This is a genomic window from Paenibacillus alvei DSM 29 (assembly GCF_000293805.1).
GTDB lineage: Bacteria > Bacillota > Bacilli > Paenibacillales > Paenibacillaceae > Paenibacillus_B > Paenibacillus_B alvei.
The window spans coordinates 164,475-185,101 of record NZ_AMBZ01000010.1; the positions used below are offsets into that span (position 1 = coordinate 164,475).

At 47.2% G+C, this 20,627-nt stretch carries 20 protein-coding genes and 1 pseudogene; 3 read left to right on the forward strand and 18 right to left on the reverse strand.

Going from position 1 to position 20,627, the window contains the following annotated elements; translation table 11 throughout:
• Positions 1–287: 287 nt before the first annotated feature.
• Both PAV_RS26425 and PAV_RS26430 read right to left on the reverse strand, forming a co-directional pair.
• Positions 288–1,121, reverse strand: a complete 834-nt coding sequence (locus PAV_RS26425) for a TrmH family RNA methyltransferase (RefSeq protein WP_005551183.1) — start codon at positions 1,119–1,121, stop codon at positions 288–290.
• Positions 1,118–1,786, reverse strand: a complete 669-nt coding sequence (locus PAV_RS26430) for a potassium channel family protein (protein ID WP_040736995.1) — start codon at positions 1,784–1,786, stop codon at positions 1,118–1,120. Before PAV_RS26430 ends, PAV_RS26425 begins: the two co-directional genes overlap by 4 nt.
• A 282-nt stretch (positions 1,787–2,068) precedes the next feature.
• Between PAV_RS26430 and sspI the strand changes: the two genes are divergently transcribed.
• The 3 genes from sspI to PAV_RS32780 all read left to right on the forward strand — a co-directional run bounded on the left by sspI (position 2,069) and on the right by PAV_RS32780 (position 4,394).
• Positions 2,069–2,263: a small acid-soluble spore protein SspI gene (gene sspI / locus PAV_RS26435; protein WP_338010920.1), complete on the forward strand. Its 195-nt coding sequence runs from the start codon at positions 2,069–2,071 to the stop codon at positions 2,261–2,263.
• 186 nt (positions 2,264–2,449) lie between these two features.
• On the forward strand, positions 2,450–3,517 hold the full coding sequence (locus tag PAV_RS26440; protein ID WP_005551185.1) for a MerR family transcriptional regulator: 1,068 nt from the start codon (positions 2,450–2,452) through the stop codon (positions 3,515–3,517).
• A gap of 1 nt (position 3,518) precedes the next feature.
• On the forward strand, positions 3,519–4,394 hold the full coding sequence (locus PAV_RS32780; protein ID WP_005551186.1) for a class I SAM-dependent methyltransferase: 876 nt from the start codon (positions 3,519–3,521) through the stop codon (positions 4,392–4,394).
• Between the two features lie 26 nt (positions 4,395–4,420).
• On the opposite strand, the gene PAV_RS26450 is transcribed toward PAV_RS32780, so the two are convergent.
• The 16 genes and pseudogenes from PAV_RS26450 to PAV_RS26525 all read right to left on the reverse strand — a co-directional run bounded on the left by PAV_RS26450 (position 4,421) and on the right by PAV_RS26525 (position 20,515).
• A complete protein-coding gene (locus PAV_RS26450; protein ID WP_005551188.1) occupies positions 4,421–6,007 on the reverse strand; it encodes a peptide chain release factor 3 in 1,587 nt (528 codons plus the stop codon).
• A gap of 244 nt (positions 6,008–6,251) precedes the next feature.
• The gene (locus PAV_RS26455) at positions 6,252–6,710 is read right to left on the reverse strand and encodes a hypothetical protein (protein ID WP_005551190.1); all 459 of its coding nucleotides are present in this window, start codon (positions 6,708–6,710) and stop codon (positions 6,252–6,254) included.
• A gap of 123 nt (positions 6,711–6,833) precedes the next feature.
• The gene (locus PAV_RS26460) at positions 6,834–7,823 is read right to left on the reverse strand and encodes an ABC transporter ATP-binding protein (protein ID WP_005551192.1); all 990 of its coding nucleotides are present in this window, start codon (positions 7,821–7,823) and stop codon (positions 6,834–6,836) included.
• Positions 7,820–8,833 (reverse strand): ABC transporter ATP-binding protein, encoded by a 1,014-nt coding sequence (locus PAV_RS26465; RefSeq protein WP_005551194.1) that lies wholly within the window; start codon positions 8,831–8,833, stop codon positions 7,820–7,822. Before PAV_RS26465 ends, PAV_RS26460 begins: the two co-directional genes overlap by 4 nt.
• Before the next feature lie 142 nt (positions 8,834–8,975).
• Entirely contained in the window at positions 8,976–9,821 is an 846-nt protein-coding gene (locus PAV_RS26470) for an ABC transporter permease (protein ID WP_040736943.1), read from the reverse strand.
• Positions 9,822–9,826: 5 nt separating this feature from the next.
• Positions 9,827–10,777 (reverse strand): ABC transporter permease, encoded by a 951-nt coding sequence (locus tag PAV_RS26475; protein ID WP_005551198.1) that lies wholly within the window; start codon positions 10,775–10,777, stop codon positions 9,827–9,829.
• Between the two features lie 81 nt (positions 10,778–10,858).
• Positions 10,859–12,457 (reverse strand): ABC transporter substrate-binding protein, encoded by a 1,599-nt coding sequence (locus PAV_RS26480; protein ID WP_005551200.1) that lies wholly within the window; start codon positions 12,455–12,457, stop codon positions 10,859–10,861.
• 240 nt (positions 12,458–12,697) lie between these two features.
• Positions 12,698–14,242: a glucose-6-phosphate dehydrogenase gene (gene zwf, locus PAV_RS26485; protein ID WP_040736945.1), complete on the reverse strand. Its 1,545-nt coding sequence runs from the start codon at positions 14,240–14,242 to the stop codon at positions 12,698–12,700.
• A gap of 159 nt (positions 14,243–14,401) precedes the next feature.
• The gene (locus tag PAV_RS26490) at positions 14,402–15,178 is read right to left on the reverse strand and encodes a YwmB family TATA-box binding protein (RefSeq protein WP_040736947.1); all 777 of its coding nucleotides are present in this window, start codon (positions 15,176–15,178) and stop codon (positions 14,402–14,404) included.
• A gap of 569 nt (positions 15,179–15,747) precedes the next feature.
• A complete protein-coding gene (locus PAV_RS26495) occupies positions 15,748–16,392 on the reverse strand; it encodes a response regulator transcription factor (RefSeq protein WP_171416987.1) in 645 nt (214 codons plus the stop codon).
• Positions 16,376–17,479 carry a sensor histidine kinase gene (locus PAV_RS26500; protein ID WP_005551208.1) on the reverse strand — a complete coding sequence of 368 codons (1,104 nt, stop codon included), beginning with the start codon at positions 17,477–17,479 and terminating at the stop codon, positions 16,376–16,378. The genes PAV_RS26495 and PAV_RS26500 overlap by 17 nt, the downstream gene beginning before the upstream one ends.
• A 40-nt stretch (positions 17,480–17,519) precedes the next feature.
• On the reverse strand, positions 17,520–18,170 hold the full coding sequence (liaF, locus tag PAV_RS26505) for a cell wall-active antibiotics response protein LiaF (protein WP_005551209.1): 651 nt from the start codon (positions 18,168–18,170) through the stop codon (positions 17,520–17,522).
• A 109-nt stretch (positions 18,171–18,279) separates the two neighbouring features.
• Positions 18,280–18,969, reverse strand: a complete 690-nt coding sequence (locus PAV_RS26510; protein WP_005551210.1) for a PspA/IM30 family protein — start codon at positions 18,967–18,969, stop codon at positions 18,280–18,282.
• A gap of 1 nt (position 18,970) precedes the next feature.
• A complete protein-coding gene (locus PAV_RS26515) occupies positions 18,971–19,471 on the reverse strand; it encodes a PspC domain-containing protein (RefSeq protein WP_005551211.1) in 501 nt (166 codons plus the stop codon).
• Positions 19,472–19,479: 8 nt separating this feature from the next.
• Positions 19,480–20,153, reverse strand: a pseudogene (locus PAV_RS26520) (PspA/IM30 family protein).
• A 53-nt stretch (positions 20,154–20,206) separates the two neighbouring features.
• A complete protein-coding gene (locus PAV_RS26525; protein WP_005551219.1) occupies positions 20,207–20,515 on the reverse strand; it encodes a LiaF transmembrane domain-containing protein in 309 nt (102 codons plus the stop codon).
• Positions 20,516–20,627: the final 112 nt, after the last annotated feature.

A 20,627-nucleotide genomic window follows, 5' to 3' on the forward strand; every position in this document is an offset into this window, starting at 1 on the left:
TCCCCGCTATGAATAAGACGGGCATGGAAAGGGAGCTCATGTGCATGAATGCATCAAAGCCAACAATCCCCTCTGCCACATCAGCGAGCGATTGTCCATCGGCCGTTGCTGCTAATCCGTGCCATATCTAATAAGTCTTCAGTCTTTTCCGCCTTTTGTTTTTCAATAAAAAGGTTCACTCAATCCGTTTTTACGGCTTGAGTGAACCCTTATCTATTGTCGCTGTTATAAAAGGTCTTATACTATCTTAAAAAAGTGTCCCGTAACTAACAAATTTAATGACTGGGTTACCCCGAATAATGACGCTGTCGCATTGCCTCATACAACAGAACAGTGGTAGCCATCGCGACATTCAGCGATTCCGCTTGTCCGCGCATCGGAATAATAATCGTGTCATCCACTAGTGTTTGCACCTGCTGTGACACTCCCTGTCCTTCATTGCCGACGATTAGCCATGACGCATGGCGATAGTCGTAGCTATAGCAAGAATGCGTTGCCTGTAAGCTGGTGCTGGCTAGACGAACTCCATGTGCTTGCGCCGCAGGAAGCAGCTCCGTCAAGTCACCTTCCACCACTGGCAAATGAAACAGCGAGCCCATGGTCGAACGAATCGTCTTCGCGTTATAGAGATCGACGGTTCCTTTGCCAATGACAACACCGTCTGCACCAACTGCATCTGCAGTTCGAATAATCGTTCCGAGATTGCCTGGATCCTGTACGCCATCCACAACCACCACCAACGAATTGGGCGACGCCAGCAAGCTGTCTACAGAAGCGGAGGGTTTGTGCGCGATTGCAATGACAGGCTGCGGAGTTTCCGTATCACTGCATTTGCGGATAATGGCATCCGACACCGCAATCCATTCGGTATTGTTGCCTCGACCTAAGGGAGACGCATTTTCAGCATGATTATGGAACGACTCCAGCTCCTGCGGTATGCCTTTCTCCAAATCATAAGCAACAACATCCACCTGCAGCCCAGAGCGCAGCGCTTCTTGAACAAGGTGGATCCCTTCTACGATGAACAAGCCTTCACGGTTGCGGTGCTTCCGTTCTTTTAGTTGTACCCAGCTTTTCACCTTATTATTTTGTATCGAAGTAATGCTCAATGATTCTCTCATGATTCCGAAAATGCCAGCTCCATCGTATTCAAATGATCGTTCTGTCCGATAATGACAAGCACATCTCCTTCTTTTATGCGATCCTCTGCATATGGAGAAATGTTCGTCTTGCCATTATTTTTAATCGCCATGACGTTGCATCCATACTTTGCGCGGATATCAAGCTCCTTCAAGTTCTTGCCGATCATGAGCGGCGTCGCGCGAATCTCGACGATGCTGTGATCATCCGACAGCTCGATATAATCCAAGATGTTAGGCGATATCAGATTGTGCGCAACGCGCATCCCCATATCTCGTTCAGGGAATACAACCTTATCGGCGCCAATTTTGCTTAATACTTTGCCGTGCAGCTCATTTTGAGCTTTGGCTACAATCGTCGGCACACCCAAATCTTTCAAGATAAGGGTAGTCAATATGCTCGCCTGAATATCTTGCCCAATTGCAACGACGACAACATCGAAATTGCGGACGCCAAGCGCCTTTAACGCATCCTCATCTGTAGACTCTGCAGATACCGCATGTGTAACCATATTGGCAACATCCTGTATTTTTTGTTCACTTGAATCAATCGCCAGCACTTCAAATCCCATCTTGCTTAAGCTTTTCGCAACACTAGTGCCGAAACGCCCCATACCGATAATGGCAAATTGTTTTTTGGCAGCCATAGGTTCACCTTCCCCATTTTCCGACAACATTCTTATAACCTCCATTATAGCATGCCCATCTCTGCAGGTGAAACGCCAATCCTTCCACGTATGAGTGTCCTGTACTCAGGGAACGTTAAAATATGAAGCTGGCATGTTCCGCAATGTATGCTTAGTGGCGATCTGGATGAGCTAAGATATAACTGCTTATACGCCATTCCATACAACGGCGGAATAATGAACAGCAGCACGCGAAGGAAGGAGAACTGCCAATGGCTGTCACATTGAATTTGCGTCAAGCAATTGTACAAAAGTAAAAATAAGCCAGATGAAGATATCGTCGATATGATTGAAGGCTCCATCGATTATGACGAGCGCGCATTGCCCGGACTTGGCGTATTGTTCGAAATGATCTGGAAAGCAAGCAGCAGCGAAGCTCGTCAACAGTTAGTCGACACACTTCAGAGCAAGCTGAAAAGCGACCAAGCTGCAAAATAATTCATCAGCATCATATTTTCTATTTTTCGACAATTCCATTATGCATGCCCCACATGAAAAAGACGCAGAATTCGTAAAGCTCATCCCCCGAGTTTTATGGTTCTGCGTCTTTTTTACATATCGCTTTACATTGACGCTGCGTCAAACGCTACAATGAATGCATATCGAAGCAAGGAGCTGATGCCCATGAAAATTCAAGAAGCCGCGGAGCAACTCGGTATGACCACGAGGGCAATACGCTTTTATGAACAAAAAGGACTGCTGCCTCCGCTCACGAAAGAACAAAATGGCTATCGCATATTCAATGAAACTGATATGAACCGGCTACGAACAATAGGGGCTCTTCGCGAGATGAATTTGTCAATTGAGCAAATTCGTTGCTGCATTGATGATGCGATTCTAGGAAATATGGAATCAGTCCGTCCCTTCTTATTAGAAAAACGACAAGAGCTGGCTCTGCAATATACCGAGCTAAAGCGACTCATTAATCAGATTGACAAGCTTCTCAATTATCAAAATGAAAATTCGAATCAAGGAGAGATGATGATGGGCAGACTGCATGCAATTGGCGAGCAATCACGACAATACCAGAAACTGCGCAGTGATTGGAGCGATCGTTGGAATTTTGATAAGCAAGCAACACATTATGATAAGCTAGTGGCGAATGGTACTGGGCCGTTGGATGTACATGCAAATTATGAAGATATCCTTGATCGGGTCTGCCTAGAAGCCAAGCCGAAGCCAGGCGCACAAGGGCTGGAGATTGGCGTCGGCACCGGCAACCTTGCAGGCCGCTGCGTCAATCAAGGGGCGGAGATGACGGGAATTGACCAATCAAGCGCCATGCTGGAGCGATGTCGGGAAAAATGGCCGAACATTCGGCTGCTGCAAGGCAATATGTTAGCATTGCCGCTGGCGGATGAGGCATTCGACTTTATTGTGTCAACCTATGCGCTGCATCATGTAACGGATGAACAGAAGGAAATTGTTCTGGCGGAAATGTGCCGTGTGCTGCAGCCAAGCGGGCGCATCGTTATCGCAGATTTAATGTTCCGGGACGACGCGCATCGCGCCTCCTTCATTGAAGACTTGAAGGAAGCAGAAGACTTTGAAGGCATTGAGGCAGTTCATGATGAGTATTTTGCCGATCGTTCCAGACTGATTGCTTGGTTGGAAAACCATTCCTTTGAAGTAAAGGCAGAGCAACTGAATCATTTAATTCATTTGCTTGTTATTTCGAAAGGAGAAGCATAAAGTGCCTACCAATCCGTCAAAGGATCATATTCCTAACCCAAGCCAACAGGATGCAGCCTTACAACAAACGAACAATAAGCAGATTCAATCCGCCATGTCTAATAACCCCGATCATAATAACATTTATGCACAGCAAGCGGCTGATTATGACCGCATGATCCATTACGAGGACGATGAACTCGAGTGGAAGTATTCTGTTCAACAGGTGCTTGCAACGAAGCCTTATGATCGGATTGTAGAGCTTGGTGCAGGAACAGGAAGATTTACGCGTGTTGTATTAACAGAAATGTCCAACAAGGAATGGCCAAACGGTTCCTATATCGCGCTGGACGCCTCTACGGCAATGCTAGATCAGTTGAAGAGCAATATAGAGTGCGATGCATTTTTAGGTAAAATTACCGCTCCTACAGCCGCTAAGTTGCACATACAAGAGGCTGTGCACCACAAGCTGCCTCTAGCTAACCATTCTGTTGATCTGATTGTAGCTGGCTGGACGGTTTGCTACGGGGTTTGTGAACTCAATGATCGTGAGCAGCAGGTTGAGGCTATTGCCCGCATCATGAACGAACTGACTCGCGTGCTGTGTCCCGGTGGCCGTATCGCAATATGGGAGACACTTGGGACGGGTGTAGCCGCTCCTGCTGTTCCAGCTTCTCTGCAAGTCTATATACAAGCATTAGAAGAACAGTACGGGTTCCATCGTACAGAATTGTCCACTTCCTTTCGCTTCCCCTCGATGGAGGAGGCCAAGTACATCACGAATTGGTTCTTCGGCTCCACTGCCTGCGATCTGCTTACACCAGATATAGATGGCAGTGTCGTACTTCCATCCTACACAGGCCTTTGGGTCTGGGATAATAATATAGCCCGCCATTGATTTGGCGGGCTTTCACTTTATTCTCTTTAAGGAGCTGTCTCCATAAACTTCAAATCTGGCATTTTATCCATAGCCGTACGCATCGCATACTCATTTTCGAACAACGCGACAAAGTTGCCGTTCTTGTCCTTGACGAGCTGTGAATTGATACGGAACTTCGCAGGATCAATATCCTTTGGATTTCCCGTTACCCATCTTGCAAACTGATAAGTGAGGCGCTGCAGCAACACATCAACACCGTACTCCGCCTTCATCCGATATTCGAATACCTCGAATTGGAGCTGACCGACTACGCCCAGTATCGTCTCGTCGAATACACCCGTGGAATGGAATACTTGAATTGTACCTTCCTCAGTCAACTGATCGACGCCTTTTTGATACTGTTTATGTTTCAATGCATTTTTAACCGTCACTCGGGCAAAAATCTCAGGAGAGAAGGTTGGCAGCTCATCGAACACCACTTCTCCGCCTTGACTCAGGCTATCTCCAATCCGGAAAATGCCCGGGTCGAACAGACCAATAATATCGCCTGGGAATGCCTCCTGCACGATATCCCGATCCTGGGCAAGGAATTGCTGCGGCTGCGCAAGCTTAATATCCTTGCCTGCCCGTACATGCTTAACGGACATCCCGCGCTCGAATTTGCCGGAGCAAATGCGCAGGAAGGCAATGCGATCCCGATGTGCCGGGTTCATGTTTGCTTGAATTTTGAAAATATAGCCCGTAAACTTCTCGTTCGTTGGATCAATTGAACCTGTTGTCGACTGACGAGGCGCTGGCTTCGGAGCCAACTGCAAGAAGTTCTCCAGGAAAGTCTGCACGCCGAAGTTATTTACGGCACTTCCGAAGAAGACTGGCGTCAACTCACCGCGTTTTACTTTCTCGTAATCGAACTCATCGCCCGCTACATCTAATAGCTCCAGTTCTTCGCACAATTGATCATGCAAATAGTCGCCTGCAATTTGGCGAATTGCCGGATCGTTATAATCCTCTACCTTCTTCACACTGATCTTCGTGTTATCGTCCTGGAACAGCTCGACTTGGTTCTTCATGCGATCATATACACCGCACAAGCCGCGTCCCATGCCAATCGGCCAGTTCATCGGCACAGAGCGGATACCAAGCACTTGCTCGATTTCTTCCATCAATTCGAACGGGCTGCGACCTTCGCGGTCGAGCTTGTTAATGAATGTGAAAATCGGGATACCACGCTTCGCACATACTTGGAACAGCTTAATCGTCTGTGCCTCAACACCCTTCGCTACGTCAATCAACATGACAGCAGCATCGGCTGCAGTCAATGTACGATACGTATCTTCACTAAAGTCTTGGTGACCCGGTGTATCCAAAATATTAACGCGATGTCCGTTATAATCAAATTGCATAACCGAAGACGTAACCGAGATACCGCGCTGCTTCTCGATTTCCATCCAGTCACTCGTTGCATGCTTGCTCGCTTTGCGAGCCTTGACCGTACCTGCGAGACGGATGGCGCCCCCGAACAGGAGAAGCTTCTCTGTCAATGTCGTCTTACCAGCGTCTGGGTGAGAAATAATCGCAAAGGTACGACGCTTCTCTACCTCTTGCGCTAATTGTTCGGATAATTTACTCATATCGTTAGCCCTCTCATCACAAAATCACGTAAGTCCTATTGTAACACAAAATACGCCATCCTATAAATGGGTTGAAGCGAACAACGTGCAAAAGAATATGAGATTTTCCCATAGTGCTCGTCCTCGTCGTCTTACATAGACCATTGCGACCCCTCATTTTTTCCTGCCCTTCCCATATAAAAAACCGCCTTCCTCTCCCATGGAGAAAACAGGCGGCTCTGATTTAATAAATCATTTTTTTACATTATGATTGCGCAAGCAAAGCACGGACGGCAAGCGTTACGATGTTCAAGCCATCTGCTGCTTCTCCCTCATCCACGACCGTCCAATTCAAGGCCAATGAGGAGCGAAGCGACTTTATATCTTCCATACTCAGCTTCAAACCCGAAATTCGTCCCATTTCTTTCGTGTAATGCTCTCCCTCTTGCAAGCCAAATCGCTCCTGCAGCCATACCGATAAACCATTGTTCGTATTAAATGTCATCCGATACCCCACTGCAATTGCTTGAGCGAGAGGCTCATCATGCTCGTTCGCATAGAATACAAAATCGTCAAACGTATACCACTCTTCATTAATCGCTATAAGTTCGCTGACATCCCCTGTACGTGCTGCATGCAGCAGTTGATCATCGGTAATGCCTTTACGACGAGCGCGTTCTATCATAATGGCCGTATTTTGGGATACCCGATTCTCCATAGACATCTTTTCCACTCTCCCTCATCGCAAATTGGCACCAATTAACAAATATTTTACATTATACCATACTAGCTATGGGATACCTATTGCCTATCGTAATTGCTATACGAAAACTAACTTCAACAGCATTTACGCTTGACCATCATTTAAATGGCAAGCCGCGTAGTGCCCAGGAGAAATTTCGCGCCATTTTGGCTCCTCCTGACGGCAGCGTTCAGTAGCAAATGGACAGCGTGAGGCAAATTTGCAGCCCTGTATCTCTGCCAACGGACTTGGCAAATCACCTTGCAACATCGAGATCGATGATCCCGCCTGTATCGGATCCGGAATAGGAATTGCTGACAAAAGCGCCTGGGTATACGGATGCGCAGGATGGTTGTACAGCTCATCGCTAGGTGCGACCTCTACCAGCTTGCCCAAGTACATCACGCCAATCCGATCAGAAATGTGTCTTACCATGGATAGGTCATGTGCTATAAACAGATATGTCAGTCCGTACTCCTCTTGCAAATCCTCCAGCATATTGACCACTTGAGCTTGTACCGACACATCAAGCGCCGAGATCGGCTCATCGCATAGAATGAACTCAGGTCGCACCGACAGTGCGCGCGCAATACTAATCCGTTGACGCTGGCCGCCGCTGAACTCATGCGGATAACGTTCTGCATGCTCCGGCTTAAGACCAACCTTCTCCAACAGCGACAGTACCGTATCACGCTGATCCTTCCGGTTTACTACGCCATGAATCGCCATTGGCTCACTAATGAGCTGCGTAACGTTCATGCCCGGATTTAGTGAGGAGTACGGATCCTGAAATATCGTCTGCATCCGCTTGCGAAACGGCTTCAACTGCTTCTCGTTCATCGTCGCGATGTTATGACCGTCGAACAACACTTCGCCTTCTGTCACATCATATAGTCTTACGATCGAGCGGCCAGTCGTCGATTTCCCGCAGCCAGACTCCCCGACCAGCCCGAACGTCTCCCCTTTATAAATGTGGAAGCTGACGTCATCCACTGCCCGCAGCACTTTTTGAGTGCGTCCAAGCAGTGATTTGGAGGCAGGAAAATATTTCTTCAATCCGCGCACATCCAGCAGTACTTCGTTCTTCTTGCTCATTTCGCAGCCCCCTTCTCCAACCGTTCCAGACGCTCCTCTTCCTCCTTCTGTACGAGCCAGCAGAGCGAGCGATGCCCTGGATCTGTCGTCACGACCGGCGGCATATGTCGGCATTGCTCCATGGCAGAAGGACAGCGTTCCATGAATGGGCATCCTTCCGGCGGATGAAGCAGATTCGGCGGCGTTCCTTCAATCGTGGCCAGACGTTCACGCGTTCCGGTCGATACTTTCGGAATCGAACGAAGCAGTCCCTTCGTGTATGGATGGCGCGGCCGTTCAAAAATATCCTCAACCGTGCCCTCTTCCATAATCAATCCGCCATACATGACGATAACTCTTGTACATACTTGGGCCACAACGCCCAAATCATGCGTGATCAGAAGAATCGAAGTACGCGTTGTATCCCGAAGCTCCTTCATCAAGCCAAGAATTTGCGCCTGAATCGTAACGTCGAGCGCGGTCGTCGGTTCATCTGCAATCAAAAGCTCAGGCTGGCAGGAAAGCGCCATGGCAATCATTGCGCGCTGACGCATACCGCCGCTGAATTCATGTGGATATTGATCGATCCGCTGTTCGGGAGACGGGATACCGACCTGACGCAGCAGCTCGATTGCCCGCTTTCGCGCCTCGCCCTTCGACAGCTTCTGATGGCGCTGCAGCACCTCAACGATTTGCGCGCCTACCTTTACAACCGGATTCAACGACGTCATCGGATCTTGAAAGATCATTGCGATACGATTCCCCCGAATGCGTCGCAGCTCCTTTTCCGACATATCTAATAAATCATCTCCGTGGAACAGCACTCGACTACCACTCTTAATCTGTCCCGGAGACTGTATTAATCCAATGAGAGACTTCGCTGTCACGCTCTTGCCGCTGCCCGATTCACCGACGATGCCAATGACTTCACCTTCGTGAACATCGAAGCTGACGCCCCGGACAGACTGCACTTCTCCGTCGCGTGTATGGAACGAAGTTCTCAGTTGTTGAACGGATAGCAGTTCATTCATAAGTCTCACTCCGTTGTGTAGTATCGTTAGTCCTGCATCTGCACCGTTGGCGGCTGATTTCAGACCTAATTAGTGCATACTAGTTTACAGCCCTGCAAATTAGTTTATATCCTGCAAAATAGAAGTTTTCGGTTTCTATGGACTAACGTTGATTCGCTTTTGGCTCAAAAGCAACACGCAGCACGTCTCCGAGGAAGTTGAACGACAGCACCGTAACCAGAATAAGTAATCCCGGGAACAAGGCCATATAAGGCGCCTCCCCGATATACCCTTGCGCGCTGTTCAACATGCTTCCCCAGGAAGCATTCGGCGGCTGTACTCCAAGGCCCAGGAAGCTTAATGATGACTCCATCATAATTGCCCCTGCAATATTGATCGTTGCCGTAACGATAATCGTAGGCATAATATTCGGAATAATATGCTTCCAGATGATGCCGAACGTGCTTTGGCCTGATACACGTGCATACAAAACATATTCCCGTTCCTTGACGGACAATGTTTCTGCACGCACGATTCTCGATATGTTCATCCAGCTAAGCAGCCCAATAATGAGTACGATCGTTGTTATCCCTGGCTTCAAGTAAGCATTTAAAATAAGCATTAAGAAGAAGGACGGTATCGACATTAAAATATCAACAATCCGCATTAACGTATTATCAATCCAGCCGCCAAAATAACCGCTGACTGTTCCTACGGCTGTACCTACCAGCACCGCTATAAACATCGATAAGAAACCGACGCTAAGGGAAATGCGTCCCCCATACAGGGCCCGTGCGAACACATCGCGTCCTTGGTCATCTGTACCGAACCAATGAGATATGCTTGGAGACTGGAGTGTTTCCGTCACAATCATTTTATCTGGATCATGAGGACTTAAGAATGCCAATAGGGAAGCGGCAATGAGAACCGCGAGTAGAATCAATGCTACCAGGGCCAGTTTCTGTTCTTTCAATTGTGTGACGATATTTCGCCATATCATTCGATTCATCTGACTCACCCCGTTGTCTTAATTCGTGGATCCACTACCCCGTACAGCAGGTCAGCAATCAAGTTCCCGACAACCAGCATAACGGAAGAGATCATCGTAATGCCCATAATCACAGGGTAATCCAGTTGAAATACCGAAGTAATCCCTAATGCTCCCATCCCTGGCCATGAAAATACTGATTCAGTAATAAATGCTCCCGCAATCAGTTCAGGGAAGGACATGCCGAGAATCGTAACGACAGGAAGCAGCACATTTTTCAGCACATGGCGCCGCAATACCGTGCCCTGCGTAGATCCGTAGGCATACTGGATTTGGACATAGTCCTCTTCCAGCTGACTTATGGTATGTGAGCGGATGTATCGCATATAGACAGACACATTCATGAAGGTCAGCACCGTACAAGGCAGAATCCCGTGTTTCAGAATGTCAAGCGTCGAATCCACTCCGATTGTACGCATTCCCATACTTGGGAGCAGGTTTAATTTCAAGGCAAAAATATAAATCAGCATAATACCGAACCAGAAACTTGGGATCGAAATCCCGATATATGACAGTAAACTCAGGCCGCGGTCGCTAAGACGATTTTTACGTGACGCAGCGTACATGCTAAGCGGTACCGAGATGAAAAGTGACAGCAGCATAGCCGAGCCCATAAGACCGATCGTTGCGGGAAGCCGCTCTAAAATTAATTCCGTTACCGGCCTGTGGCTCATCAGTGAGTAGCCTAAATCCCCTGAAAATACATTTTTGAGCCAATTCCAATACTGCACGATGATTGGTTCCGTCAATCCAAGGTCATGACGTATTCGCTCTATATCCTCCGCGTTCATGTTCGGTGTGACGAACGAAAGCACCGGATCTCCCGGTGCTAGTTTGATGAGCGCGAATGATACGATTGAAATAAACCAGAGCAGTGGAATGGCTTGCAGAATGCGTCGTAAGATGTATTTCTGCAATTCAATCCCCTCCGTGCAGGTGCCAGCTCTTGCTGGCGCCTGTATTCTGGATGTATACGTTCGTTATCGAGTGATCCGTGCTTATTTCATATAAATTTTGGACAAATCTTCGAACATGAAGACCGGCTTCGCAACCGCTTCTTCAAGACCGCCATAACGCTTGTCTACCGCAATAATTGCTTTGTCGTTCGCAATTGGATATATAACCGCTTCATTCGCAATCGTTTGTTGGATTTGTTTGTACAGTTCTCCACGCTTTGTGCCGTCCATTTCTACTGCTGCTTGTTCCCACAGCTTATCAAGCTCTGGATTATTGTAGTGGCCGTAGTTGTACAATTGATTGCTCAAGTAGAGCGATTTGTACGAATCCGGTTCAGTTCCCATAACATAACCATTGAAGGACAGATCGAATTTCGTGTTGTCTGGATCAAGCGCCATATTGGAGAATGTACCAGACTCAAGTGGCATCAATTCAACTTCGATACCTACTTCTTTCAGCTTTTGTTGAATATACAACGCTTGGCTTGTTTGAATCTTGACGGCATTTGAGTATGCAAGCTTCAGCTTCAGGTTGCTTACGCCCGCTTTTTGCAGCAATTCCTTCGCCTTTTCCGCACTATAGTCATACTTCTCAACATCTGCTGTGTAGTACGTCGTATCCGGTGTAAAAATCGATGAAGCCGGATCTGCGAACTCTGCCGAACCATAAGCCAATTGAATCAGCTCTTCCTTGTTAATTGCATATGAGATCGCTTGGCGAACTTCCTTCTTCTGCATTGCATCCACGTTCATGTTAAATACGAGGTAATTCAAACGGCCCTCAGGATATACGACCATGTTAAGCTTGCCGCTTGCATTCAACTTATTGTAATCGGCAGGATCAACCTTGCGCATATTCAACTCGCCATTTTGCAACGCCAAGTTCGCTGCGTTCGGATCTTTCGCAATGCGGTAAATGATTTGATCCAAATGTCCCTTGCCAGCGAAATAGTTATCGTAGCGGTCCAATGTTACATATTCGCCTGGGCGATATTCTTTGAACTTATAGGCGCCAGAACCGATTGGATTCGCATTTTTACTGCTCTTCTCAATGTCAGCTTCGCCTTCGAAAATATGCTTCGGAATGGGCTTAAATGATGCGAATATACCCTCAAAGGAAGCAGTAGGCTGCGGAAGAACGAAATCAACTGTCAGGTCATCTACCTTCTTCGCTTGCAGCGGTTTGCCATTAAAGATGTAAGATTCACGATCCGTACTGTGCTGCTTCTCATCCAAGATGCTGTTCATTGTGAAGACGACATCGTCTGCTGTGAGCGGCTTGCCGTCATGCCATGTCAAGCCTTTGCGCAGCTTCAGCGTGTAAGTCAAGAAATCCTTCGATGGAGTCATGCTCTCCGCAAGTACGAACTTCTTCTTGCCTCCGTCTTCAACCGTATACAACGGCGCATACAAGGTTTGATTTATCGTCAATGTAACGCGGTCATTCGAATACATTGGGTTCAATACACGAGGATCCTCGTGTACTGCAATAATAATATTGCCTCCATCCTTCGGTTGGCCTGACCCTTCCGCCGTAGTGGCTGTTGAATCCTTCGCAGGAGTCGTATTATTACCGCATGCACTCACCACGAGGACGATGAGAGTGAGCAGCCCGATGATCCATAGTTTGTTGCGTTTCATGTTGATTCCTCCCGATTGATGGTTAACAAGCTATAGAATCTAGTATAACTATATTTTTTCAGAAAACAATAGCTTTTCCGAGTTTTTTGATAGGAATTAAACCATCCCCCGTCATAGCCACGAGACCGGCACTTTAAAAATGAAGCATATTCTCCAATAAGCAGACTTCACTAAAACTCCACAAAAAAGCTGTGCCTGTACAGGGCACAGCTCGTTATCATTCTATTCTATACGAACGAACTACTTCGTCCAGACAACTTCACTTTCTTCCTGTCCATTGACAGGCCACCAGTGGAAGCCATCTTCCTGCAGAAGCTTGTCTGCTTGTTCAGGGACCCAAGAGCCTGCTGGATAAGTAAACAGATCCTCATCGGATTTCTTCCATGCTTTTGCGATATTATCAACGAATGACCAGGCAGTAGCCACTTCGTCCCAACGTGTAAAGTACGTAGAGTCGCCGCGAGCAGCATCAAAGATCAGACGCTCATAAGCTTCAGGCGTATTGATGCCAACCATGCAGCTTTGACAGAAGTCCATTGCAAGCGGTTGAACGCCGCCTTCCGCACCTGGCTTCTTACCATTAAGCTTCACATAAATGCCTTCCATCGGATTTACGCGGATTACGAGCAAGTTTGGCTCCAGCTTATGCTTCTGACCGAGATATACGTTCGTTGGCATGTTCTTGAATTCAACCACGACTTCAGTCGTCTTCACCGGCAGACGCTTGCCTGTCCGAATATAGAACGGTACACCCGCCCAGCGGAAATTATCTACGTATACGCGTGCTGCAAAATAAGTTTCCGTTACGGAAGCCGGGTTCACCTTATCTTCCTCGCGATAGCCCGGAAGCTCTTTGCCGTTCAAGGAACCGGAAGAATATTGGCCACGCACAACGTTGCGCTGTACATCCTCTTGCTCAAGGTATTGGCGCAGCGAGCGAAGAACCTTCACTTTCTCATCACGGATATCTTCCGGATGCAAACGGCTAGGCGGCTCCATTGCAATCATCGTCAGCATTTGCAGCATATGGTTCTGCGCCATATCACGCAATGCTCCTGCATGATCGTAATAGCCTCCGCGTTCTTCAACGCCAACTGTCTCAGACAGGGAAATTTGAATATTCGCAATATGCTTATTGTTCCAGAGCGGCTCGAAGAAAGCATTCGCGAACCGTAGCACTTCAATGTTCTGTACCATTTCTTTGCCAAGGTAGTGGTCGATACGGTACACTTCTTCTTCCTTAAACACCTGACGGATTTCTTCGTTCAGCTTCTCTGCTGACGGAAGATCGTAACCGAATGGCTTCTCGATTACGAGACGGTGCCAGCCCTTGCTTTCCAGCAATCCGCCTTCACGAAGATTGTGCGATACACTTCCGAACAATTCCGGAGCCAGTGCCAAGTAGAACAGACGGTTTCCTGGGATATCATACTCGTGTTCGATATTCTCAGATTGCTCACGCAGCTCGCGGAAGCCGTCAACATTATTAATATCCAACGGCTTGTACTCAAAATGCTTAGCAAACCGGTTCCATTCCTCATCATTTTGAACCGGATAACGGCAAAATTCGTCGATTGACGCACGCACATCCTGACGGAATTCCTCATGCGTACGAGCACGGCGGGCTAGTCCGATAACTGCGAAGCGTTCTCCTAGCTTGCCTTCGCGATACAGACTATATATAGCCGGGAACAATTTGCGGCGAGCTAAGTCGCCGGTAGCACCGAATATGTAGAAGACGGCACCTTCTGCCAATTGGGATTCATGATTTTGCATCACAGTCATCTCTCTCCATCATCCTTACACTCGTTTATAGATCTGATATAGTTCCTATTTCGGATGTGATGCCATTTTAGCATACTTACCGAGCAGATTCCATTCTTTCCTTGACGTCAAGTATTATTCTCATAGCTTGGCACCACGGCAATTCTCATTCCATTCTCACTAATATTCGCCTGCAATCAGCGGTGTTCCAAAGGATATTCGCGTTTCTCCCTTATCTCTATTTTCATGAATAGCGAGCTGCAAATTCGCTGTGCCTTGCTTCATCTGCACCCCTGCTCCCATATAATCAGTCTGGTACGATATACTAATCGTGCGCTCATCCTCATAGCGATCGAGCGGTTCAGCCTTTCCCCATTCCTGCAGCGCTCGCTCCGCACGTTCAAAACTATCCTTAAGCGAATGACTCGTTATCGTTTGAACGGTAGCTGTCCATTCCGCCCCATAGCGCGCTGGCACCCTCTTCATAATCCGTTCCCCTTCCGCCGCCGCCTGTGTCATTCCGGTTCTGGCTGAACCTTGTATGGATATCGTATAGTATGCACGCCCATCATCTTCTTGAAACCATAGTACTGCTTCTTCAATTGAATCCGAGACGAATTTCCCGCGATACACGTTTTTACCCTGCTCCTGCTTTTGAATCAGCTGTACCGTGATCCCCGTATCCTTCTGCCACTGCTCGATCTTCTTTTCTAGATTTCCGCCGGCTGCATAATTTCCTTGGATGAGCACTGTAGTGCGTGCTTTCTTTGATCCGACCAATTCAGCAAGCACCCAGAGCATGTTTACCCGCTTCACAAGATCAATATTTGCATCCGTCCCGTTGCCTCCCGTCCACTGCCATTGATCACTGCTTCCAATGATCGCAATTGCGCCGCAAAACGCTAACAACACCAGCCCTACTGTTGCAATGACTGAACGACGTACTGCATGCATCATCCTTCCATCACCTTACCTTATCGGAGAATTATACCTCTCATAATTAGGCGGGCTTCTTCTAGGTGAATGACCATACGTAACATTTATTCCTGGAATAGACTATTGACATAGACAACCGACAAGAATGGAGGCTTATCCCCCGTGATTCCCGTTCCTCTGGATGAGACATTCATCCGACAATTGTGCGGTCGACCCGTGTGCGTTGTCATGCAAAATGGAGATCAATACATTGGACGACTGACCTCATGTGAGAGAGGGAAAATCATACTAAATGGCGATATTGCTACTAACTCCCATGTTCCCTCTATCTCTGCTGAGCCCCCCCAGACTAAAACACGTAAAGGGAAAAAGAACAACAGCAAGCTTCAAACTGCAGATGCATCGAATCAAGTGCACACAAGCGCATTTGAAACCTACAGAGCCGGCCCTTTCTTCCCTGGTGGACGCATTGCCCTTGATTTGGCTTTAGTTTCCTTATTTTTCTGCTTTTTATTTAGAAATCCTGCATCTACTCCTCCATCCATTAAAAAAAACCCGAACACTTTCCTAAGAAAGCGCTCGGGTTTTTGCTATTCAGCCAATCCGTTCTTATACGCGTAAATTGCAGCCTGTGTGCGATCCTCGACACCAAGCTTGGCCAAAATATTTGTAACATGAAATTTTACCGTCTTAATTCCGATGAACAGATCATCAGCGATATCCTGATTGGACTTTCCTTGGGCTAATAAGCGCAACACGTCCATTTCACGCTCTGTCAATTGCTCATGCGCTGCAGATGGCTGCGCAGGCTGGCGGAAACGATTCATCATCTTGGAAGCGACCTGCGATTCCAATACAGATTGTCCTCTGGCCGCTGCCCGGATTGCTTCTGCAATTTCGGTAGCGCGGGACGTCTTTAATAGATAACTAAAGGCTCCGGCTTCAATAACTGGATACATCTTTTCATCGTCCAAATAACTCGTAAGCACAATTACTTTGCAGTCAGGATACAACTGCAGTAGCTTGCGGGTCGTCTCTATGCCATCCATGCCATCCATCACAAGATCCATTAAGACAACATCAGGCTTATATTCTTGGGCGAGACGTATTCCGTCCATCCCATTGCTTGCTTCTCCTACAACCTCAATGCCATCTTCTGTATTCAGCACTGCAGCAAGGCCGATGCGAACCATTTCATGGTCATCTACCAACAATACTTTAATAGGATTGTCCATCATTGATGCTTCCATCTCCATCGTTCAACTCTTCCTCCTTCAAACCAGGCTCTTCTCTCATGACAGGAACTCGAATCTCGATCCGGGTCCCTTTGTCAGGCGCAGTGATGAACTGAATGGAGCCTCCCACCTCATTCACCCGTTCCTGCATCGTGCGAAGGCCATAGCTCGCTTGCTTCTTATCGTCCCAATCAAATCCTATCCCATTATCGCGAAGGTATAAACGAACAAAGTCACCTCGATTTTGCAACTTGATCTCCATTCGTGATGCCTTGGAGTGCCTCAATGTATTTGAAAGCGCCTCCTGGACAATTCGGAACAGATGGTTCTCTACACCTTTCACTAACCCAATATGATCATCCATTTCGCAATGAATTTCAATTGGAATTTTGGACTGAAGCTCACGGATCAGCTCCGACAAGCCTTGGGCCAAGCCCTTTCCTTCCAAATGTACAGGACGCAAATGAAGCAGCAGCGCACGCATCTCGGACTGGGCAACAGAAGCCATTTCCTCAATCAGCTCCACCTGTCGCACCGCCCGATCAAAATCAACATCCAGTGTTCTCCTTACAGCGGTAGCTGTCATGGATATTGCAAATAATTGCTGGCTTACTGCATCATGCAACTCCCGCGCCAAGCGTTGCCGCTCTTCAATAATCGCAGAAATCCGAGCCTGCTCTGCTAATTGAGCATTATTCGTGGACAAGCGCTGCATCGATGTCACTTGCTCTTCCCAACGCTTGCTTACCCGCTCCAACTGCTCAGCGAGCTGTCCTATCTCATCATCCCCGAGATCCGGCATCGGCCGCGATAAATTTCCCTTCTCCAAGAGCAGCATCGATTCGCGCAGCAGTTCCACCCGCCGCTTCATCCGATAACCTTGAAAGAACGCAAATATCGACGTAATAATTGCGACGACAAACAATACGGACAATGTGGCCTTTACGCCTGCGATCCAGCTTTCAAAAGGCTGCACATAACCATATGATTGCATTAAATAAATGATGACAAAGAATAGTATGATAGAAAGGAGAAGCGTCTCGCCCATTAATCGTACTACCATATTCACATGCTTTTTTGGTTCCATGCCGGCCTCTGCATCTCCTTTCTCCGCTAACCTGTCCTACCTACATGTGCAACCTGATATCAATATCTCCTACGATGTAAGAAATATGGAGTCTCACTCTTTGTTCCATGAACTCGTAATTCGACGATCGCCACGTCCACTTGTTCAAAAATCCAGTTTCTTTATCGCGTCCCACATCAATTTGTCCAAAAATGACCGTAGCTTCGATATACACACCAATGTCGTCTGGAATCGTAATGTCCATATCACCTAATACGCCTTGAAAGATGAGAGTCGTTTCCGGCTCTTCCAGTATTGCCAAGGACAAATCAATATCACTTTCCCCAATCAAATGCCACATGCTCTGGCTATGCAAAATATATGGAACTCGATCCCATTTCAAACTGGATGTAATGTTTTGGCGCTTTTCAACATGCTCATGTTTCTGATCTTTACGAGTACGCGAATAGAATATCCCTAACGATATCAAGATGATTCCGACGAACAGCATTAAATGTTCCAAGAGCAAGAGTGTTCCACCTATACCAAGCAAGGTGTACCCTACACGCAATTCTGCAGCACGAACTTTGCGCATGCCGAAATACAGCATAACAAGGGCGACAAACGTTACGAAACTAAGCCACTTGCCGATTAATATGAGCAATCCGAAAAAGATTAGAATATACGCAAGCAATCGGTTGTTTTTATTCATGTCGCACCTCCTGTCACAAACATTCGCGGATAGCACTTACGGCGATGCTAGCGCATCGCCGTAAGCTACCTATGTTAGCATATCATAACCTAGGACATCTCCCAAGGATTTATTGTTCCGTTTGGCCCAATTTTTGCTTCAATGCTGCCAATTGTTCGTTAACCTTCATTTCCTTCTCTACATCTACAGGCGGCTGGTAAGTAGATGATGTACCTGCATATCCGCCGTAAGGTACACGCATCACTTCAGCTTCTGCTTCCAATTGCATAATCTTCTCTTCCATACGGTGGAAACCGCGGGATGCAGAACCTGACTCGATGGCATGGTTGCTTGAAATGGAAGACATTTGCTTGCGTGCCTTCGCCATTTGCGCACGAGCAGCCAATTCATTGCGCTTGTTGCGCAGCTTGTAGAATTCATCCTTCATGGAACGCAACTGATGCATCAATTCTTCCGCATGTCCTTGTGCTTGGGCATGCAGGTCACCGTATTCAGCAACTTTTTGATCGTAGTACAGTTTTTCTTCCAGGAATTTGCGCGCCATCTCTTCTTGTCCAGACTTCAATGCGCGTTCTGCCTGTGCTTCGCGATCAGCCGTGAAGCGAATAGCCTCATCATAACGATGTTTAATTTGGCGTTCATTTGCCATTTGCTTCGCAACGGTTACTTCTGCATCATGGATTTCTTCTTCCATGTCGCGCAAATATTGATTCAACATTACTACTGGATCTTCAACTTTGTCCAACAACTCATGTACAGAAGCCTTAGTCATGTCTTTAATACGTTTAAATACACCCATCTTATTTGTCCCCTCTCTCGTACTTCGCTACCTTTTGGCGAAGTTCTTCGATTTCTTTTTTCAATGCTTTTTTCTCGATATCCATCATCATCGAATCAATGGAAGAATCATTAGAAGATGCGTAATCCGCATCATAACTGTTGGTTTGCTTCATTCCTCCAAATGTGGAAGAACCGTATGGATTCGTCGGGCCTGCTGCTCGAGGTCCGTTGTAATAGTTCGGATCGTTGGAGTAGCCGCCTTGGTAACCCTGATGGCCTTGATAGCCGCCTCCATATGGGCCTGCACCGTAACCGTTAGGCCCATATGGCTGGTATGGATCCTTAGGTACTACTAGTGATACCACAAAGTATACGGCGATTAATGTAAACGCCGAGAAGAAAACTCCGATTACAAACAGGACACGCAGCAGAGTGACATCGAATCCAAGCCATTCACCTAAGCCGCCGAGGAGACCGCATACTTTACGATCCCGTGTCGAACGGTACAACTTTCTGTTCATGGCTTATTTCACTCCTTTGCCGAATCTAATTTTTGTTTCAGGCGCTCCATTTCGCGCTTCAAAGCCATATCCCGTTCCGGGTTGATATTGCCCATTGTTTGCCCGCTCATGCGGCGCACATCTTGAATGCCTTGCGTTTCCCATTCCATTCCTGATACACGATCCTCGAGTCTTCGGAACATACTATCCACTTGCCCAACACCATACTGTCCAAAACGTTCGTTCATTTGCTGCTGCAAACGAACCGTCTGCATTCTTGCGATGTAATATTGGCGCTTGTCATATACAGCTTGATATTCGCTCTTCAACATGTTCAATTGCTCTTCCAGCTCAAGAATCGCGTCCTTGCTCTTTTCGTACAATTCTGAATACTGCTGTACCTTATCCTCATGCATCAGCTTCTCTTGCAATGCAATCTTGGCTGCGAACTCCTCCCCGCCTTCAAGGCCAGCATCGCCTGCTGTTCTCTGCGAATGCATAATTCCTGTGCTTGATTCATTTGATTTCTCATTTGATTCGCATGCATGACATATTGTTGATAGAGACGGTCTGCCTCCGTGATATCATGTCGTGTACGCATCAGGAACTGGTCAATCAGGCGAACAGGATCTTCTGCTTTGTCCAACCGTTCATTCAGCGTAGCCATTGTAATGTCGCGAACCCTTTTCAAAATGTTGCTCATTCAGTCTTACCCTCCTTGAACCGACTATTTGCTTTTATTAATTATCGCTTCTGTTAAAATGGATGGCTCTTGTTTCGCTTGCCTCCCAACATCGATATTCCGAAACCAATCATTGCTACGGCAACGATGATACCGATGATCCAGGACAATTTCCCAAGAAGCGATATCGCTCCGACAATGATAAAGATCCACCCGAAGAATGAGTTTCCTGCCTTCACTCCATAGTAGCCGAGTGCAATCAAGATGAGAGGGAACAAGTAGCCAAACCAGCTGCCAAGATGTATCCCGAACTTGCTAAGCAAAATGAATCCTCCCAGCGCGATCAGTACAAAAGCGAATGTGTTACCTTTGTTCGTTTGCATTCGGTTCGTCACCACCTTTCGTCGTGTCTTGCTTATGTCTTTATTTTAGGTGGAAACGTGTTTTGCCAAAACAGGCCGGGGACGGTTTTTGATCCTAGACTCAAGTCGGGGG

Bases quoted from the DNA above. Each gene is read 5' to 3' on its own strand.
- liaF (WP_005551209.1), bottom strand. From the start codon at position 18,170: ATGAATAAAAACAACCGATTGCTTGCGTATATTCTAATCTTTTTCGGA.
- PAV_RS26470 (WP_040736943.1), bottom strand. From the start codon at position 9,821: ATGAATCGAATGATATGGCGAAATATCGTCACACAATTGAAAGAACAG.
- PAV_RS26510 (WP_005551210.1), bottom strand. From the start codon at position 18,969: ATGGGTGTATTTAAACGTATTAAAGACATGACTAAGGCTTCTGTACAT.
- zwf (WP_040736945.1), bottom strand. From the start codon at position 14,242: ATGACTGTGATGCAAAATCATGAATCCCAATTGGCAGAAGGTGCCGTC.
- PAV_RS26425 (WP_005551183.1), bottom strand. From the start codon at position 1,121: ATGAGAGAATCATTGAGCATTACTTCGATACAAAATAATAAGGTGAAA.
- PAV_RS26460 (WP_005551192.1), bottom strand. From the start codon at position 7,823: ATGAGCAAGAAGAACGAAGTACTGCTGGATGTGCGCGGATTGAAGAAA.
- PAV_RS26495 (WP_171416987.1), bottom strand. From the start codon at position 16,392: ATGGACAATCCTATTAAAGTATTGTTGGTAGATGACCATGAAATGGTT.
- PAV_RS26430 (WP_040736995.1), bottom strand. From the start codon at position 1,786: ATGGCTGCCAAAAAACAATTTGCCATTATCGGTATGGGGCGTTTCGGC.
- PAV_RS26455 (WP_005551190.1), bottom strand. From the start codon at position 6,710: ATGTCTATGGAGAATCGGGTATCCCAAAATACGGCCATTATGATAGAA.
- PAV_RS26500 (WP_005551208.1), bottom strand. From the start codon at position 17,479: ATGGAACCAAAAAAGCATGTGAATATGGTAGTACGATTAATGGGCGAG.
- PAV_RS26440 (WP_005551185.1), top strand. From the start codon at position 2,450: ATGAAAATTCAAGAAGCCGCGGAGCAACTCGGTATGACCACGAGGGCA.
- PAV_RS26490 (WP_040736947.1), bottom strand. From the start codon at position 15,178: ATGATGCATGCAGTACGTCGTTCAGTCATTGCAACAGTAGGGCTGGTG.
- PAV_RS26515 (WP_005551211.1), bottom strand. From the start codon at position 19,471: ATGAACAGAAAGTTGTACCGTTCGACACGGGATCGTAAAGTATGCGGT.
- PAV_RS26450 (WP_005551188.1), bottom strand. From the start codon at position 6,007: ATGAGTAAATTATCCGAACAATTAGCGCAAGAGGTAGAGAAGCGTCGT.
- PAV_RS26480 (WP_005551200.1), bottom strand. From the start codon at position 12,457: ATGAAACGCAACAAACTATGGATCATCGGGCTGCTCACTCTCATCGTC.
- PAV_RS26465 (WP_005551194.1), bottom strand. From the start codon at position 8,833: ATGAATGAACTGCTATCCGTTCAACAACTGAGAACTTCGTTCCATACA.
- PAV_RS26525 (WP_005551219.1), bottom strand. From the start codon at position 20,515: ATGCAAACGAACAAAGGTAACACATTCGCTTTTGTACTGATCGCGCTG.